This is a genomic window from Erythrobacter sp. SDW2 (assembly GCF_021431965.1).
In the GTDB taxonomy this organism is placed as follows: Bacteria; Pseudomonadota; Alphaproteobacteria; order Sphingomonadales; family Sphingomonadaceae; genus Parerythrobacter.
In genome coordinates this window covers 493,525-508,984 of the sequence record NZ_CP090370.1, presented here as the reverse complement: position 1 = coordinate 508,984, position 15,460 = coordinate 493,525, and the positions used below count along the sequence as shown (strand labels likewise).

The following is a 15,460-nucleotide window of genomic DNA, read 5'->3' as shown; positions in this document are numbered from 1 at the left end:
GTAACGGACCGGTTGGCGAAAAGACGGGACGAACGCTACTTGGCAACCGACGAGCGAATGCGGCACTATGGCATGATGTTGCTCGTCCCGATCTTCCTGCTCGGTATCGCCAATTTCGCGATGCACAAGGCGGTGTTGGCAAGCGGTCACCCGCTGCTCGGTAGCTCGGCGTGGTTCACAGCAGCACTGGGCGGAAAGGCATCGCTGTTGACCGAGTTCGTCGTCCTGCTGGCGGCATTGTTCCTGGCGGACAAGGGCTATCCCGGCGTTATCTGGGCCTATGCTGCCTATTCCGGACTCAACGCCGTGGCCGCGTGGCTTATTCTTTCAAAGCGACTCTGAATCCAACGGGAACCATTGCCTGCCGACACGCTTGAAGGGCCATGAACCCTCGTTTCATCTTGGTTGCCAACTGCCGCAGCGGCAGCTTCGACCAGTCCGTGATCGATGAATTGCTGGCGCGTGCACGCGTGCTGAACCTGGGCTCGGTTGAATCGGTTTTGCTACCCGACACCGAATGTCCCCTACCTTCCAGTTTGGGCAAGGACGATATCGTGGCGGTGTTCGGTGGTGACGGGACCATCCACGGGGTCGTCAACAATCTGGCCGGCTGGGAAGGCGCGGTGCTGATCCTGCCGGGCGGCACGATGAATCTTGCCTCCAGGCGATTGCACGGCGACGCCGATGCAATGGCAATTCTCGAAGCGGTGGCCGCTGGCCATGCGAGGCGGACTCGCCCCACCGTTGTCCGAACGGGCTCAAGAGATTCCCTTGCAGGGGTCATGATCGGACCGGGGACATCGTGGAACGAGGTCCGCGAGGCGATGCGCGATCTCAATATTGCCGAGCTCGCCGGATCGGCTGTGCGTGCATTCTCCACTACCAGCTCGGATTCACGCGTCGCATGCTACGCGCCGGAAATCGGACGGCGCGAAGGCTATCCGCTCATCGAAGTTCTGCCGACAACCGACCGAATGGAGCTATGCGGATACCATGCCGACGATCTGGGCGAATTTGCCATCGGACTCGCTGCACTGCTCAGGCACGATTTCCGCTCGGGCCCTCACGAAACCTTCGAGCTTGACGGCAGCATAACTTTGGCTGCCGTGGACGGGAGCATGGTTGGGATGCTCATTGACGGCGAGCCGGCAGAAGAGGTGCGTCAGGCCAGATTGGCGGTGGGCAGCAGCCGCGTCGATCTGCTAGTGACCGCCGCCAATGGCTGACACCACCCTGATCTTTCACGTTTCCGACATCCATTTCGGCCTTGAAGACAAGCAGGCGATCGCATGGTTTGCTGACGAGGTTGCGCGCCACCGGCCTGCTGCTGTCGCGATTACCGGCGACCTTACGATGCGGGCGCGGCATCGAGAGTTTGCAGCGGCAACGGCGTGGATCACCGCGCTTGGCGTGCCGGTGACTGTTGGCGTCGGCAATCATGACATGCCGTACTTCAATCCGATCGAGCGCTTCTTCGCCCCCTATCGCCGGTTCCGCGGGATGCGGGAGATGGTCGAGCGGGAGCTGGACCTGCCTGGTCTCGCCATCATCCCGCTCAAGACGGCGACGCGGGCGCAGCCACGGCTGAACTGGTCGAAGGGGTGGGTCACACCTGCTGCGCTCGATCTGTGTCTGGCCGCCATCGACGCACTGCCACCGGGCACACGCGCCCTTATCGCCGTGCACCACCCGCTGCGGGAGGTCGGCACTCAGGGAACGGCCCTTACCCGCGGCGGCACTCGCGCTCTTGAAGCGCTGGCAACCCGGCCAGTGGAGGCCGTGCTCAGCGGACATGTCCATGACGCGTTCGATATAACGGAGGAAACGGCGAATGGCCCGGTGCGAATGATCGGAGCCGGCACCCTATCGCAGCGGACCCGCTCGACTCCCCCGAGTTTCAATGCCCTTACGTGGTCTGGAGGCAAACTGGCCGTCGAAGTCCGCAACCTGCAACAGGTGGCGACACGCGACATGATGATCGAGGACGTTCCGCCCGATGCACTCCCGCCGCGCCATCCGGGTGAGCCGGTCGCTCCCATCGGTGCTGTCCCGGCCGTTGATCCGCCGGTGCACTGACCCAGCACGCAACGAAAAGGGCGACCCCGCAGGGCCGCCCTCTCGTGTTCCAACTGGAAGCAGTAATTAGCGCTTCGAGAACTGGAAGCTGCGGCGGGCCTTGGCCTTGCCGTACTTCTTGCGCTCGACCACGCGGCTGTCGCGGGTCAGGAAGCCGGCAGCCTTTACGGTGCTGCGCAGTTCCGGCTCGTACTTCGACAGGGCCTGGGCGATGCCGTGCTTGACCGCACCGGCCTGGCCCGACAGGCCGCCGCCGCGGACGGTCACGATGACATCATACTGGCCTTCGCGATCGGTGATCGCGAACGGCTGGTTGATGATCAGGCGCAGCGTCGGACGGGCGAAGTAGATTTCCTGGTCGCGACCGTTGACGGTGACAGTGCCCTTGCCCGGCTTGACCCATACGCGGGCCACAGCGTCCTTGCGGCGACCGGTGGCATAGGCACGGCCCTGCTTGTCGAGCTCCTGCTGGCGCAGCGGTGCCGAGCTGGCGGCGATTGCCGCGGCATCAGCCTGCGGGGCATCGCCGGCGATGTTGCCGAGGTCGGCAAGGTCGGTGACCTTCTCGGCCTTGGCTTCTTCAGCAGCAGCAGTCTCTTCAACCGCCGGAGTTTCGGTCGCAGGGGTTTCCGCGCCAGTTTCCACGGGGGTTTCCGGGGTGGTTTCTTCGGGCTTCTTTTCGTCAGCCATCACGCGGTGACCTTGTTCTTGCGGTTCATGGAGGCAACGTCGAGCACAGCCGGCTTCTGGCCGTCATGCGGGTGCTCGGTGCCGGCATAGATGTGCAGCGCCTTCATCTGCGCCCGGCCGAGCGGGCCGCGCGGGATCATGCGCTCGATAGCCTTTTCCAGCACGCGCTCGGGGAAGCGGCCTTCCAGCACCTTGGCCGGGGTGGTTTCCTTGATGCCGCCCGGGTGGCCGGTGTGCTTGTAATAGACCTTGTCGGTCATCTTCTTGCCAGTGAACTTCACCTTGCCGGCGTTGAGGATGATGACGTGGTCGCCGCAATCGACGTGCGGGGTGTAGCTCGGCTTGTGCTTGCCGCGCAGGATGTTGGCGACGATCGCAGCGAGGCGACCGACCACCAGACCCTCGGCATCGATCACGTGCCAGTTCTTTTCGACCTCGGCCGGCTTGATCGACCGGGTCGCTTTCGTAAGCGCCTTCATGGCTGGTCTCGTTCCTTAGTGTTTCGACGCCTGGAGCAAAACCACAGGCGATGCGCGAATCCCGTCAGGGGCCCGCTCAAGGCGCGCCAATTGGTCGGGATAGGGCGCAAAGTCAAGCAAACTTGCGGGTTTCAGGAGAGGTAAAATAATACCGCTCGCTATTGCCTGTGCTTGAGCGCTCGGAGCCAGGCGGCTGTTTCCGCACCCGCCGCATCGCATTTCCAGCCCAGCACTGCGGGCGTGTCGTAGGGGTGGAGCGCTTCGATCCGCGCCACGGCGCGCTCGAGCAAGCTGCCATCGGTCTTGAACAGCACTCCGATCTCGCGGCCCTCGCCCTGCTCGCCGTTCCATTCGTAGAGCGACTCCACTTCACCAAGCAGGTTGGCGCAGGCAATCAGCCTATCGCCGAGCAGTGTCCCGGCCACTGCCCGCGCGCTTTCGCGGTCTGGGAAAGGGGCGTAGATCAGCGCCGTCATCGGGCCGTATTGCGCGCGGTGCCCACGGCATGGGCGGCCCAGGCAGTGGCGGCGACCAGCAGCGCACCGACCAGCTGGTGCGCGACCGCGATCCAAAGCGCCACTCCCGTCAGCACGGTGGCGATTCCGAGCACGATCTGCGTCCCGAATGCGGTGTGCACCGCGATCGAAACGCGCCGGTCGAAGGGGCGGACCTTGCGCGCCAGCACCACCAGCGCCGCGACAGCCACCCACGCCCACCAGCGGTGAAGGAAGTGGAGCAGGTAGGGGTCATGAGTGAAAGCGTAAAAGGGCCCTTGCGACCAGTCGATGCCATCGGGGAAGAACTTGCCCTGCATGCCCGGCCAGCCATTGGGGAAGCCGCCGCCCGAGACTGGCCCGGCATTCAGCCCGGCGACCCAAGCGCCCAGCAGCAATTGTACGAACAGGATCACGGCGGTGACGAATGCGACCCCTGTAAGACGTGCCGGCCTGGCATCGGGGATCCGCGAGAGCCGGCGCAGGTCAAGCGCGGTCCAGACCAGCCCCGACAGGGTGAACAGCGCGGTAAGCAGGTGGACGGACAGCCAGAAGTGGCTGACGTCGGTCATGTCGCCCGACAGGCCCGAGCGGACCATCAGCCAGCCGAAAGTGCCCTGCAGGCCGCCCAGTGCCAGCAAGGCGACGAGGCGCGGCTTGTAGCCCAGGGGGATCTGGCCCCTGATCCAGAACCAAACCAGGGGCAGGGCGAAAGCCAGCCCGATCATCCGCCCCATCAGACGATGAAACCACTCCCAGAAGAAAATGAACTTGAAGTCGCTGAGCGTCATGCCCGCCGGGCCGGCTTCGAGACGGTATTCGGGCGTGGCCTGGTACTTGGCGAACTCGGCCTGCCAGGCCTGCTCGCTCAGCGGCGGCAGCGTGCCGGTGACCGGGTTCCATTGGGTGATCGACAGACCCGACTCGGTCAGCCGTGTGATCCCGCCGATGGCAACAATCGTTATCACCATAGCTGCGACGACCCACAGCCAGCGAGCCAGCGCAGCCGGAGCAGGGGTGCGGGTGGAGAGAGGGGGAACTTCACTGGGGGTAGCCATGCTGGCCCAATGGTCTCACCGGGCGAACGATTCAAGCCGCTTCGGTGCAACAGGCCTTGCGAAAAGATATACCGTAACATACATGGCCGGCAGCATGAATCAGCCGATTCCCTCTTTCCGGTCGCGACTCGACCGCGCCGGCATTTTCCTGTCCGGCCTGTGTCTGATCCACTGCCTTGCCAGCATCGCGGTGATTTCCGCGCTGGGCATCGGGGGGCAATGGTTCCTCTCGCCGGCGATCCATCGCTGGGGCTTGGCCATCGCCTGCGTCATCGCCGGTGTCGCCATCGGCTGGGGTGCGATCCGGCACCGCCGCCGGGCGCCTTTCGTCATCGCCATGACCGGCCTCACCTTCATGGGCGGGGCACTGGCCGCCCCGCACGGGGTCGAGGAAGCGGTGCTGACCATCATCGGCGTTGCACTGGTGTCGGTCGGTCACATCCTGAACTTGCGCCATTCGCATTGACCGCTATCTCGCTCCGCATGAGCGAACAGCTGACCCTTACCGTCAATGGCGAGACCCGCCGCACCTCAGCTCCGACGATTGCAGCGCTTGTGCGCGAACTCGAACTCGTGCCTGAAAAGGTCGCGGTCGAGCACAATGGCGGGATTGCCCCGCGCTCGCAGCTGGAGGACATTGCTCTGAGTGACGGCGATACGCTCGAGATCGTTCATTTCGTCGGGGGTGGGCAGGGCGACAGCTGGACGGTTGCGGGCCGCACCTTCAACTCTCGCTTGATCGTCGGAACCGGCAAGTACAAGGATTTCGAACAGAACGCCGCAGCGGTCGAGGCCTCCGGCGCGGAGATCGTCACTGTCGCCGTGCGCCGGGTCAATGTCAGCGACCCCAAGGCGCCGATGCTGACCGACTATATCGACCCGAACAGGATCACCTACCTCCCCAACACCGCCGGTTGCTTTACCGCCGAGGATGCGATCCGCACCCTGCGGCTGGCGCGCGAAGCCGGCGGCTGGGACCTCGTCAAGCTGGAGGTTCTGGGCGAGGCGCGCACGCTCTATCCCAATATGGTCGAGACCATCCGCGCCTGCGAGGTGTTGGCCAGGGAAGGCTTCCTGCCGATGGTCTATTGCACCGATGATCCCATCGCCGCGAAGCAACTCGAGGATGCCGGGGCGGTCGCGGTGATGCCGCTCGGCGCGCCGATCGGTTCGGGGCTCGGGATCCAGAACCGGGTAACGATCCGCCTCATCGTCGAAGGGGCGAGCGTGCCGGTGCTGGTCGATGCCGGGGTCGGGACCGCCAGCGACGCCGCCGTAGCGATGGAACTCGGCTGCGACGGGGTATTGATGAACACCGCCATTGCCGAGGCCAAGGACCCGATCCGCATGGCGCGCGCCATGAAGCTGGCGGTAGAGGCAGGGCGCGAAGCCTATCTCTCGGGCCGGATGGGCACGCGCAAATATGCCGATCCTTCCAGCCCTCTGGCTGGCCTCATCTGACCATCGCGCGAGGCCCACTCTTCAGCGCAACTGCCGGAACAAGCTGCCTGTCAAACCATTGATTTCACGAGTCGCAAGTCCTGCGACTTGCCGTCGGCTCGCCCACCCCCAACCCCCTCCCTCGGGTGGCCGGCGGCAACAACATCGACAGGAGAAAGACAATGGGTGAATTGAAAGACAAAGCCAAGGGGATGGCCAACGAAACGGTCGGCAAGGTGAAGCAGGCCTCAAACGATCCCGAAACGCGTGCAGAAGGTCGGGCGCAGGAGCGCAAGGGCGAAGCCCAGCAGGTCAAGGGTTCGATCAAGGGTGCGCTCGGCGACAGGGTCTGATCCCGGCCAATCGACCATGAAGAGGGGCCACGCGCTGCGTGGCCCCTTTTCATGTGGCTTCATTTCTGAGGCCATGCCTAACCCATTGTTAACCATCTTGGGCGACATTCCCTCTGCAATATGGGGAATCGACCAATGGCCTCTACCGGTATCCAGTCGCTGAGCATTGCCGAGATGCGCGAATTCGCCAGCTTCACGCCGTGCGAACAGCGCTATATCCGCCGCAGTCTCGACATCGGGCTCGGCCGCTGCGACGCGTTCAAGGTGTGGGCCCGCAATGCAGACGAGAATATCGCCATCCGCAGCCAGTATGTCGCCTACCAGGAGTTGAAGCGCCTGCGCGAGGATGTGGCCGATCTCGGCCCGGGCGACCGGATCGACGGGTTTCTCGGCACGCTGATCCACCTGGCGACCTTCGACCTGGGGCAGGAACGGATCGAGGGTTTCTCGGCCTTCCGCTTCCTCTACGAACGACTGCTCGGCGCACAGGTCCGCCCGTGGCTGCCCAGCGCCTTCGTCGCCGCCGCCGCGCTCCCCGACATCCGCCCGGAACGCCGCAAGATCCTGCTGCAAAGCTTGAGCGAAGCCGCCGCCACTGCGCCCGGCTGGTCGAGCCAGCAGCCGACCTTCTATCCGGAGTTTATCGAGGCTGAGGCGGCTTAGGGTTCAGTGGAGCAACTCCCCATAAGCGGTGCATCAACTTGCCCGGAGCCATTCGCTTGGCTCGGACAAGTACTGACGCATTTCGCTACCGCAGAACAGGCCATCGGGAACCTCTCGATTGCTCTAGGAATGCCCGTGACAAATGGCTCTCTTGGGCACCTTGAAGCTATCCGGAAGCGACTAAAATCTTCGGACGACCGGCGTTGCAATGCTCTTCACGGTCGAATCGCAAGGTGGTGTGCCAATCGACCAATTCGACATTTGCTGGCCCATGCAACTATTACCCTCCTGCGTGACCAAGGTGGAGAACTGGTCGTCGTCACACGCCATTTGCCCCGCGATGCCGATGATCCATCCCCGGACCGTGTCTGGACCCAAACAGAGAGGTCAGAAATCCTGCGTCAAGTCTCGGCAGATTCGCGCTCGATCAAAGATCAGGTAAGGAACATCTGCGGGGACGTTGGGCTAATGAACCGGCTTCGCCAAGCTTAACCCCGATACAACCTATCCAATCGCTCCTGGTACCGCTGCTTGATCTTGTGGCGGCGGATCGATTGCTTGGGGGTCAGTTCCTCGTTCTCGATGGTGAAGGGCTCGTCGGCGAAGGCAAAGCCGCGGACCTTCTCGATCACCGACAGGTCGTGGTTGACCCGGTCAATCGCCGCGCGAACCGCGGTTCGGAACTCGGGCAGGTCCTGCAGTTCCTCGAGGTCGAACTTCTTGCCATTGGCCTTGGCCCAGCCCAGCGCCCATTCCGCATCGGGAACGATCAGGCCGACGATATAGGGCCGCTTGTCACCTGCCACCATCGCTTGGCCGATTTCGGGCTGGAGAGTCAGCAGGCCCTCGACCTTCTGCGGGGCGATGTTGTCGCCCTTGTCGTTGACGATCATGTCCTTCTTGCGGTCGGTGATGACGATCCGCCCGGCCTCGTCGATATGGCCGATGTCGCCGGTGTGGAGCCAGCCATCCACCAGCGTGCGCCTCGTCTCGGCCTCGTTCTGCCAGTATCCGTGCATCACCAGCTCGCCGCGCACGAGGATCTCGCCGTCCTCGGCGATCTGGACCTCGACCCCGCGCATCGGCGGGCCGACGGTGTCCATCCTGAGGCCCGCCTTGGGCCGGTTGCAGCTGATCACCGGGCCGGCCTCGGTCTGGCCATAGCCCTGCAGCATGGTGAGGCCCATCGAGTCGAAGAACACGCCGACTTCGGGGCTGAGCGGTGCGCCGCCCGATACCATCGCCTTGATCCGGCCGCCGAAGCGCTGGCGGATCTTGGGCCGCAGCAGCTTCTCGAGGATCATGTCCATCGGCACGTCGCGTTTTCGGGCGCGGCCCTCGGCTTTCTTTTCGCCAATGCTCAGGGCGCGGTCCATCAGGTAGTTTGCGACACGGCCCTGTTTGGATAGCTGGTTCATGATCCGCGTGCGCAGCACTTCGAACAGGCGCGGGACAACGACCATGATCGTCGGACGGGTGTCCTCGATATTGCTGGCGAGCTTCTCCAGCCCTTCGGCATAATAGATTTGCGCCCCGACCCCGATCGGCAGGAACTGTCCGCCGGTATGCTCATAGGCGTGGCTGAGCGGGAGGAATGACAGGAAGCGTTCGTCCTTGTCGAGGCCGAAGTCCTCGCTGAGTATTTCCGCCGCGCCGGCGACATTGCACAGGATCGACCCGTGGTGCTGCATCACCCCGCGCGGCGCACCGCCGGTGCCGCTGGTATAGATGATGCAGGCGGTCGCCTCGCGCCCGATCCCGGCGATGCGGGCCTCGACCGCCTTGCGCGCTGCGGCGGCATCGCCCGCCAGCATGCTGGGCCAGTCGTGCTGCACCAGATTGCCCGACTGGTGCGGCTTGGCTGGCTCAATCGAAATGAAATGTTCGGCCATGCCGGTGTGCATGATCGCCGGCAGCAGCGGGTCCGCCAGTTTCTGGGTCGAGACGATCACTGCTCGCGCGCCCGAATTGTCGAGGATGTGCATGTGGTCGCGCTGGGTGTTGGTGACATAGGCCGGCACGGTAATGCAGCCGGCGGCCATGATGGCGAGGTCGGCGATGCACCATTCGGGCCGGTTCTCGCTCACCAGCATGACCCGGTCGCCGTCGTTCAAGCCGAGTGCGCGCAGGTTCTCGGCCAGCAGGCAGACCTGGTCGGCCACATCGCGCCAGCTTTGCGTCACCCATTGTCCGCCGCGCTTGGCGCCGAGAAAGGGGGAGTTACCGCCCTCGTTCGCGCGTTTGAGGAACAGCTCGACGAGATTCTTCGTCGATTCCAGCTCTGACAAATCCAAGGCGTCCTCCGCAGGTCTTGTGCCGTTGCAACGGTCATTGGCGCTCTAAGCTTCCGCTGTCGCAGCGGCAACCCCGCCACTGCCGAACCCGCACATCCATCGCGGCCCATCCTGCGTTGCCACCGCAAAACGGCTTGCCTAAGAGCCGGTCCATGACCTTGCTTCGCCTTTGCTCCGCTGTAGTCGCCCTGGCACTCGCTTCCTGCGCCCCGCATTCCGACTCCGTTTCCACCGCGGCTTTTGCGCCAGTAGCCGGCACGTCGGTCCGGCCTTTCGTGATCGCGGCCAATCCGCTTGCCGCACAGGCAGGGATGGATGTGCTGGAGCGGGGCGGAAGCGCTGCGGACGCGGCACTGGCGGTACAGACCATGTTGTCGCTGGTGGAACCGCAATCCTCCGGTGTCGGCGGGGGTGCCTTCCTCAACTACTACGACGCGGCAACCGGCAAGATCACAATCTACGACGGGCGAGAGACGGCCCCTGCGCAGGCTAGCCGGACCATGTTCCTCGACGAGAGTGGGCAGCCGATCGATTTCCGCAGCGCCGTGGTGAGCGGTCGTGCCACCGGTGTTCCTGGCGCGATGGCGGCCCTGGCCATGCTGCACAGCGAGCACGGCAGCTTGCCGTGGGACGGGCTGTTCGATGCCGCGATCAAGACCGCCGACGAAGGTTTCACCATTTCGCCCCGTCTGGGACGCTTCCTGCAAGGGCCCTTTCCGCAGCTGCAACAGCCCGACGCCAAGGCCTATTTCTCGCGGCCCGACGGCACTCGCATGCAGGCGGGAGACCTGCTCAGGAACCCAGCCTATGCCGAGTTCCTGCGGCGCCTTTCGCGCAACGGGATCGACACACTCTATAGCGGGACCACAGGGGCGCAGATCGTCCAGAAGACCCGCGCCGCACCGCTGGGCGGGACCATGACCATGGCTGATCTTGCCGCCTACAAACCGGCCAGGCGCGAGCCGGTGTGTGGCCCGTGGCACGGTTACAAGGTCTGCGCCCCGCCGCCGCCATCGAGCGGTGCGGCGATGATCGAGTTGCTCGGCCTGCTCGACCGCACCGATATCGGCGAGCGCGGCCCGGGCGATCCCCAGGCGTGGTATCTCTTCGCCGAGGCGAGCCGCCTCGCCTATGCCGACCGCGATGCCTATTTCGGGGACGGGGACTTCGTCGATGTCCCGGTCGAGGGCCTGCTAGATCCGGCCTATATCGATGCCCGCGCGAAACTGATCGGGCCGAAGGCGGCGGAGACCGTAGAGCCGGGGGTTCCGGCAGGGGCCAAGGTTGTGGTGGCCGACCTGACCCGCGAACCGGCCGGGACATCGCATTTCATCGTCCGCGACGCCAAGGGCAATGTCCTGTCGATTACCACCACGGTCGAATCGATTTTCGGCAGCGGCCGGATGGTCGACGGTTTCTTCCTCAACAACCAGCTGACCGATTTCAGCTTCAACCCGCTCCAGCCCAATGGCGATGAAGCCCCCAATGCGGTGGCACCGGGCAAGCGGCCGCGCTCGTCGATGGTGCCGCTGATCCTGCTGGACGCCAACGGCAAGTTCGCCGGGGCGATCGGGTCCGCAGGCGGCAATTCGATCCCTGCCTATGTTGGCAAGACGCTGGTCGCGGCGGTCTATTGGGGCATGTCGATGCAGGAGGCGCTGGCGCAGCCCAACCTGGTGGCACGCGGCAATCGGATCGGCGCCGAGACGGATCTGTTCGCTCCCGCCGTGCTAGCGGGCCTCGCCGAGCGCGGGATTGTCCTCACACCCGGGCAGGGCGAGGATTCGGGCGTGCACGGGGTGCTGATCCGCGATGGCAAAATCGACGGCGGCTACGACCCGCGCCGTGAAGGCGTGGTGCTGATCGGCGGCCGCTAGGGCGCTTCGCTGCCGACCGCTTGGGGTAGCGAGGTCATGCCGTGCTGTTTGAGTTTGTGTCCCAGCCCCTTGGCAATGACGCGGCCAAGGCCCGGTCCTTCGTAAACCATCGCCGAATAGACCTGCACCAGGCTGGCCCCGGCACGGATGCGGTCCCACGCGTCGTCGACCGACCCGATTCCGCCAACTCCGACCAAGGGCAGCTCGCCGCCCGTAGCCTTGCGGAAGTCGCGGAGCCGCTGGAGGGCGAGCGATTTGAGGGGGGCGCCTGACAGCCCGCCGGTTTCGCCCGCATCCCGCGAGATGAGCGGCGGACGCGAGATAGTGGTGTTGGAGACAATCAGCGCACCCAGCCCCTTGTCGATCCCGATCCGGGCGATGGCATCGATATCGGCGGGCTCCAGGTCCGGGGCGACCTTGAGGAAGACCGGCGGGCCATCGGTGCCCCGCGCTTCCATCACCGCATCGAGCAATTCCGTCAACGCACCCTCGTCCTGCAAGGCCCGCAGGCCGGGAGTGTTGGGGCTGGAGATATTGGCGGTCAGGTAACTGGCATAAGGGGCCATCCGCCGCGTCATATCGGCATAATCGGCCACCCGGTCGGCGGAATCCTTGTTTGCACCGATGTTGATGCCCAACACGCCGCGTGGCTTGCGGCGCTTCAAGCGAGTCTCTGCCGCATCGGCCCCGGCATTGTTGAACCCCATGCGATTGATGACCGCCCGGTCTTCGCTCAGGCGGAACAGGCGCGGCTTGGGGTTGCCCTCCTGCGGACGCGGAGTGATCGAACCCACTTCGACAAAGCCAAAGCCGAGCCCCAGCAGCGCGTCGGGCACTTCGGCATCCTTGTCGTAACCTGCAGCAATGCCGACCGGATTGGGAAACCGGACACCCGCGACGTCGATCGCCAGTGTCTCGTCACCGGCAGGCATGGGCGGCAGAGGCAAAAGCTTGAGCGCTTCGATCGAGAGACGATGCGCCCGCTCGGGATCGATGGCGTGGATGAAAGGGCGGAGGAGCGGGAAAAGCATGGTGCCCGCCCTATGCCGTCCCCCGCTGGCCCTGTCGAGCGGGGTCGATTCCCGCGAATTCCGGCTTTGTCGTTTTCATACAATCACCGAATCACCCGCTTTGGTAATCTCCCTCTCGCGACCCGAAGGGCTCGAGGCAGCGATGCAACGAGTTCCTCAACTTTGTGGGGCGGTTTCCGGTTTGCCGGGAGCCGCCCCCTTTTTTATGCGTTCCCTGCATGACGCCGATTCGGGGAATCGGTTCCAGGGGAGATTCCGCATGAAATCCATTCATTTGTTCAGCCTGTCCGTCGCCGCTTTGGCCCTGGCTGCCTGTGGCCAGGTGCCCGGTGAAGTGGCCAGCGCCAGCGCCCCGCCTGAGGCAAACGTCCCCGCTGCAAAGGACATCAACACCTTCTTCGACGAATACGATGCGGCCCAGCTGGCCATTTCCCCGATGAGCAAGGCCTATCGCGGGGTTCGCGACGAAGACTACGGCAGCTGGGGTGATTTCTCCGACGAGGGCGACCGCAAGCAGTACGAATTGCAGCAGCGGGCAGCGCAAACCATGCGCGAAACCTGGGATCCGGCCGCACTGCCTGCCGAAGATGCGCTGTCGTTCCGGTTGTTCGAGGCAGCCGCCAAGCGCAGCGCCAGAAGCTGGCCCTACCGCGAGAACGGCTATCTGTTCGACCAGATGAACGGCGCACAGGCCGACCTGCCGGCGTTCCTTATCAACATTCACCGCGTCTCGACCGAGAAACAGGCGGCCGACTATGTAAGTCGGATCGAGGGTCTGGGCACGGTACTCGACACTTTGACTGCGGAAGCACGCGAGCGGTCAGCAAAAGGCGTCATGCCCCCCGACTGGGTCTATCCCTATGTCATCTCCGACATCGAGAACCTGATCCGACCCGGCGAAAGCAACGCCGTGCTCGAGGATTTCGCTGCCAAGGTGAATGCCCTCGACATCGACGATGAAGCCAAGATGGAGCTCATCAATGCCTCTGTCGTGGCGTGGGATCGTTCCGTGCGCCCGGCGTACGAGCGGTTGCTCGTCGAAATGAAGCGCCAGCAGGCGATTGCCCCGACCGAGGACGGCATATGGCGCCTGCGCGACGGTGCGGCCTATTACGAGGCGCTGCTGGGCAACTATACCACCACCGATCTTACCGCCGACGAGATTCACGCCATCGGTTTGCGCGAAGTGGCCCGTATCCATGACGAGATGCGCGTCATCATGAAGCAGGTTGGCTTCGAAGGCACCTTGCAGGAATTCTTCGAATACACCCGCAATGGCGACCAGTTCTTCTACGACACCCGCGAAGCCTATCTCGCCGATGTGCAGGCCAAGCTCGACGCGATGGAAGCGAAACTGCCTGAGTTCTTCAACACGCTGCCCAAGGCGCCAATGGTGGTGAAGCCGGTCGAGGCCTTCCGCGAACAGAGCGCGGGCAAGGCGTTCTACAACAGTCCCGCACCGGATGGCTCGCGTCCGGGGACCTATTACGTCAATCTGTACAACCTGCGCGACATGTCGAAGAACGAGCTTGAAGCGCTGGCCTATCACGAGGGTCTGCCGGGCCACCACTTGCAGCGCGCGATCCAGACGGAACTGGGCGATGTCCCGCCGTTCCGCCGCTTTGGCGGGGTGACGGCCTATACCGAGGGCTGGGGGCTCTATTCGGAAGAGCTGGGCAAGGACATGGGCTTCTACACCGATCCCTATTCCGATTTCGGTCGGTTGGGGATGGAGCTTTGGCGTGCCTGCCGGCTGGTGGTCGACACCGGCATCCACCACAAGCGCTGGAGCCGCGAGGAAGCGATCCAGTATCTCACCGACAATACGCCCAATCCCGAAGGCGATATCCGCAAGGCGATCGAGCGGTATGTCGTCTATCCGGGTCAGGCGACCGCCTACATGATAGGCAAGCTCAAGATCATGGAATTGCGCGGCAAGGCGCAGGCGGAATTGGGCGAAGACTTCGATATCCGCGCCTTCCATGATGTGGTGCTGCGCAGTGGCCCGGTGCCGCTTTCGATCCTTGAGGAGAACGTCCTGGGCTGGATCGACCAGTCCAAGAAGGGCCAGACCAAGCAGGGGGAGTGATGGAGCCGAAGTTCCGTTTCCGCTTCATTGCTGCGCCGGCCGACCTCGCCCCCTATGTGAACACGCTGTTCGTGTTCGAAACCGATGAGGCGCGGCTCGACGATATCCTGCCGGCCTATTCGGCGCAGATGATCGCCTTCGGCAGCGGCGAGGCGCGAATGCAGTTCGCGCCTGGCGAAGTTGCACGATCAAGCCCGGCCTTCCTTGTCGCTCCGATGCAGGAGGCTGCGCCGTTTGCCATGGCCGGACCGGTGCGGGCGTGCGGGGTTTCGCTCACAGCAGAAGGCTGGGCCGCCGTGGCAGGCCTTCCCGTGGACAAGTTCGGACATCGCAAGATGGACGCAGCCGAAGTGCTCTCGCGCGATCTTGCCGAAGCATTGGAAAAGGCCGGTGCGGACTTCGCAGCAGGGCACATCGATGCGGAGGCTGCATGCGAAATGCTGGCAGGCATCGTGCGCAAGGCTGTGCAGCCGATCCTGCCGGCACACTCGGAGTTCATCGCAGCCATGATCGCTTGGCTCGGTTCAAGCTTTTCACCCGATCTACCCGAGCTCCTGGCCAAGACAGGCCTGTCGGAACGGCAGGTCCAGCGGTTGTCCAAACGCTATTTCGGCAAGCCGCCGGCGCGCCTGGTCAGGCGCTATCGCGCGATCAGGGCCGCAACCTTCCTTTCGCAGCCCGACCTGCGGCAGCAATACCAGGACGAAGTAACCGGCGCCTTCTTCGACCAGGCACACATGATCCGCGAGATTCGGCTGTTTACCGGGCGCACGCCGAACAAGCTTGGTACCGAAAGTAGCGTAACAAGCGATACATTGGGTCCGGACGGATATGGCATGATAGACCTTTTCGGGGCTACGACCGCCGCCTGACCGGCGGGACCAGGTTCCCTGCAGCGCTTGGTATAAAGACGTAA

Annotated in this window: 16 protein-coding genes; 10 read left to right on the top strand and 6 right to left on the bottom strand. The window is 64.0% G+C overall.

Features of this window, described 5'->3' with window-relative positions; translation table 11 throughout:
* Window positions 1-39 precede the first annotated feature (39 nt).
* Genes LY632_RS02480 through LY632_RS02470 form a run of 3 tightly spaced genes read left to right on the top strand, consistent with a single transcriptional unit; the run spans window position 40 to window position 2,076 of the window.
* The gene (locus LY632_RS02480) at window positions 40-342 is read left to right on the top strand and encodes a hypothetical protein (RefSeq protein WP_234092231.1); all 303 of its coding nucleotides are present in this window, start codon (window positions 40-42) and stop codon (window positions 340-342) included.
* Window positions 343-383: 41 nt separating this feature from the next.
* A complete protein-coding gene (locus tag LY632_RS02475; RefSeq protein ID WP_234092230.1) occupies window positions 384-1,226 on the top strand; it encodes a diacylglycerol kinase family protein in 843 nt (280 codons plus the stop codon).
* Complete coding sequence (locus tag LY632_RS02470) at window positions 1,219-2,076, top strand: metallophosphoesterase (RefSeq protein WP_234092229.1); 858 nt, start codon at window positions 1,219-1,221, stop codon at window positions 2,074-2,076. The genes LY632_RS02475 and LY632_RS02470 overlap by 8 nt, the downstream gene beginning before the upstream one ends.
* Before the next feature lie 66 nt (window positions 2,077-2,142).
* Here LY632_RS02470 and rpsI read toward each other — a convergent pair whose 3' ends face one another.
* The 4 genes from rpsI to LY632_RS02450 all read right to left on the bottom strand — a co-directional run bounded on the left by rpsI (window position 2,143) and on the right by LY632_RS02450 (window position 4,797).
* Complete coding sequence (gene rpsI, locus LY632_RS02465; RefSeq protein WP_234092228.1) at window positions 2,143-2,766, bottom strand: 30S ribosomal protein S9; 624 nt, start codon at window positions 2,764-2,766, stop codon at window positions 2,143-2,145.
* Complete coding sequence (gene rplM / locus LY632_RS02460; RefSeq protein WP_234092227.1) at window positions 2,766-3,245, bottom strand: 50S ribosomal protein L13; 480 nt, start codon at window positions 3,243-3,245, stop codon at window positions 2,766-2,768. The genes rpsI and rplM overlap by 1 nt, the downstream gene beginning before the upstream one ends.
* 158 nt (window positions 3,246-3,403) lie before the next feature.
* Entirely contained in the window at window positions 3,404-3,721 is a 318-nt protein-coding gene (gene cutA / locus LY632_RS02455; RefSeq protein WP_234092226.1) for a divalent-cation tolerance protein CutA, read from the bottom strand.
* Window positions 3,718-4,797 carry a COX15/CtaA family protein gene (locus LY632_RS02450; RefSeq protein ID WP_234092225.1) on the bottom strand — a complete coding sequence of 360 codons (1,080 nt, stop codon included), beginning with the start codon at window positions 4,795-4,797 and terminating at the stop codon, window positions 3,718-3,720. The genes cutA and LY632_RS02450 overlap by 4 nt, the downstream gene beginning before the upstream one ends.
* 94 nt (window positions 4,798-4,891) lie before the next feature.
* On the opposite strand from LY632_RS02450, the gene LY632_RS02445 reads away from it, so the two are divergent.
* The 4 genes from LY632_RS02445 (at window position 4,892) to LY632_RS02425 (ending at window position 7,253) form a co-directional block, all read left to right on the top strand.
* Window positions 4,892-5,263, top strand: a complete 372-nt coding sequence (locus LY632_RS02445; RefSeq protein ID WP_234092224.1) for a MerC domain-containing protein — start codon at window positions 4,892-4,894, stop codon at window positions 5,261-5,263.
* A gap of 17 nt (window positions 5,264-5,280) precedes the next feature.
* Window positions 5,281-6,258: a sulfur carrier protein ThiS gene (gene thiS / locus LY632_RS02435; RefSeq protein WP_305040822.1), complete on the top strand. Its 978-nt coding sequence runs from the start codon at window positions 5,281-5,283 to the stop codon at window positions 6,256-6,258.
* Window positions 6,259-6,419: 161 nt separating this feature from the next.
* Window positions 6,420-6,590, top strand: coding sequence for a CsbD family protein (locus tag LY632_RS02430; protein WP_234092223.1), 171 nt, complete (start codon window positions 6,420-6,422; stop codon window positions 6,588-6,590).
* Window positions 6,591-6,725: 135 nt separating this feature from the next.
* Window positions 6,726-7,253: a hypothetical protein gene (locus tag LY632_RS02425; RefSeq protein ID WP_234092222.1), complete on the top strand. Its 528-nt coding sequence runs from the start codon at window positions 6,726-6,728 to the stop codon at window positions 7,251-7,253.
* A gap of 488 nt (window positions 7,254-7,741) precedes the next feature.
* Here LY632_RS02425 and LY632_RS02420 read toward each other — a convergent pair whose 3' ends face one another.
* Complete coding sequence (locus LY632_RS02420) at window positions 7,742-9,547, bottom strand: long-chain fatty acid--CoA ligase (RefSeq protein WP_234092221.1); 1,806 nt, start codon at window positions 9,545-9,547, stop codon at window positions 7,742-7,744.
* A gap of 275 nt (window positions 9,548-9,822) precedes the next feature.
* Between LY632_RS02420 and ggt the strand changes: the two genes are divergently transcribed.
* Window positions 9,823-11,424, top strand: coding sequence for a gamma-glutamyltransferase (gene ggt / locus LY632_RS02415; protein ID WP_234092220.1), 1,602 nt, complete (start codon window positions 9,823-9,825; stop codon window positions 11,422-11,424).
* Here ggt and LY632_RS02410 read toward each other — a convergent pair.
* The gene (locus LY632_RS02410) at window positions 11,421-12,455 is read right to left on the bottom strand and encodes a quinone-dependent dihydroorotate dehydrogenase (RefSeq protein WP_234092219.1); all 1,035 of its coding nucleotides are present in this window, start codon (window positions 12,453-12,455) and stop codon (window positions 11,421-11,423) included. The two genes, ggt and LY632_RS02410, sit on opposite strands and share 4 nt — an antisense overlap.
* Before the next feature lie 259 nt (window positions 12,456-12,714).
* Here LY632_RS02410 and LY632_RS02405 point away from each other — a divergent pair, with 259 nt between their 5' ends.
* Window positions 12,715-14,544, top strand: a complete 1,830-nt coding sequence (locus tag LY632_RS02405) for a DUF885 family protein (protein ID WP_234092218.1) — start codon at window positions 12,715-12,717, stop codon at window positions 14,542-14,544.
* Window positions 14,544-15,416 (top strand): helix-turn-helix domain-containing protein, encoded by an 873-nt coding sequence (locus LY632_RS02400; protein ID WP_234092217.1) that lies wholly within the window; start codon window positions 14,544-14,546, stop codon window positions 15,414-15,416. The genes LY632_RS02405 and LY632_RS02400 overlap by 1 nt, the downstream gene beginning before the upstream one ends.
* The last annotated feature ends 44 nt before the right edge of the window (window positions 15,417-15,460 follow it).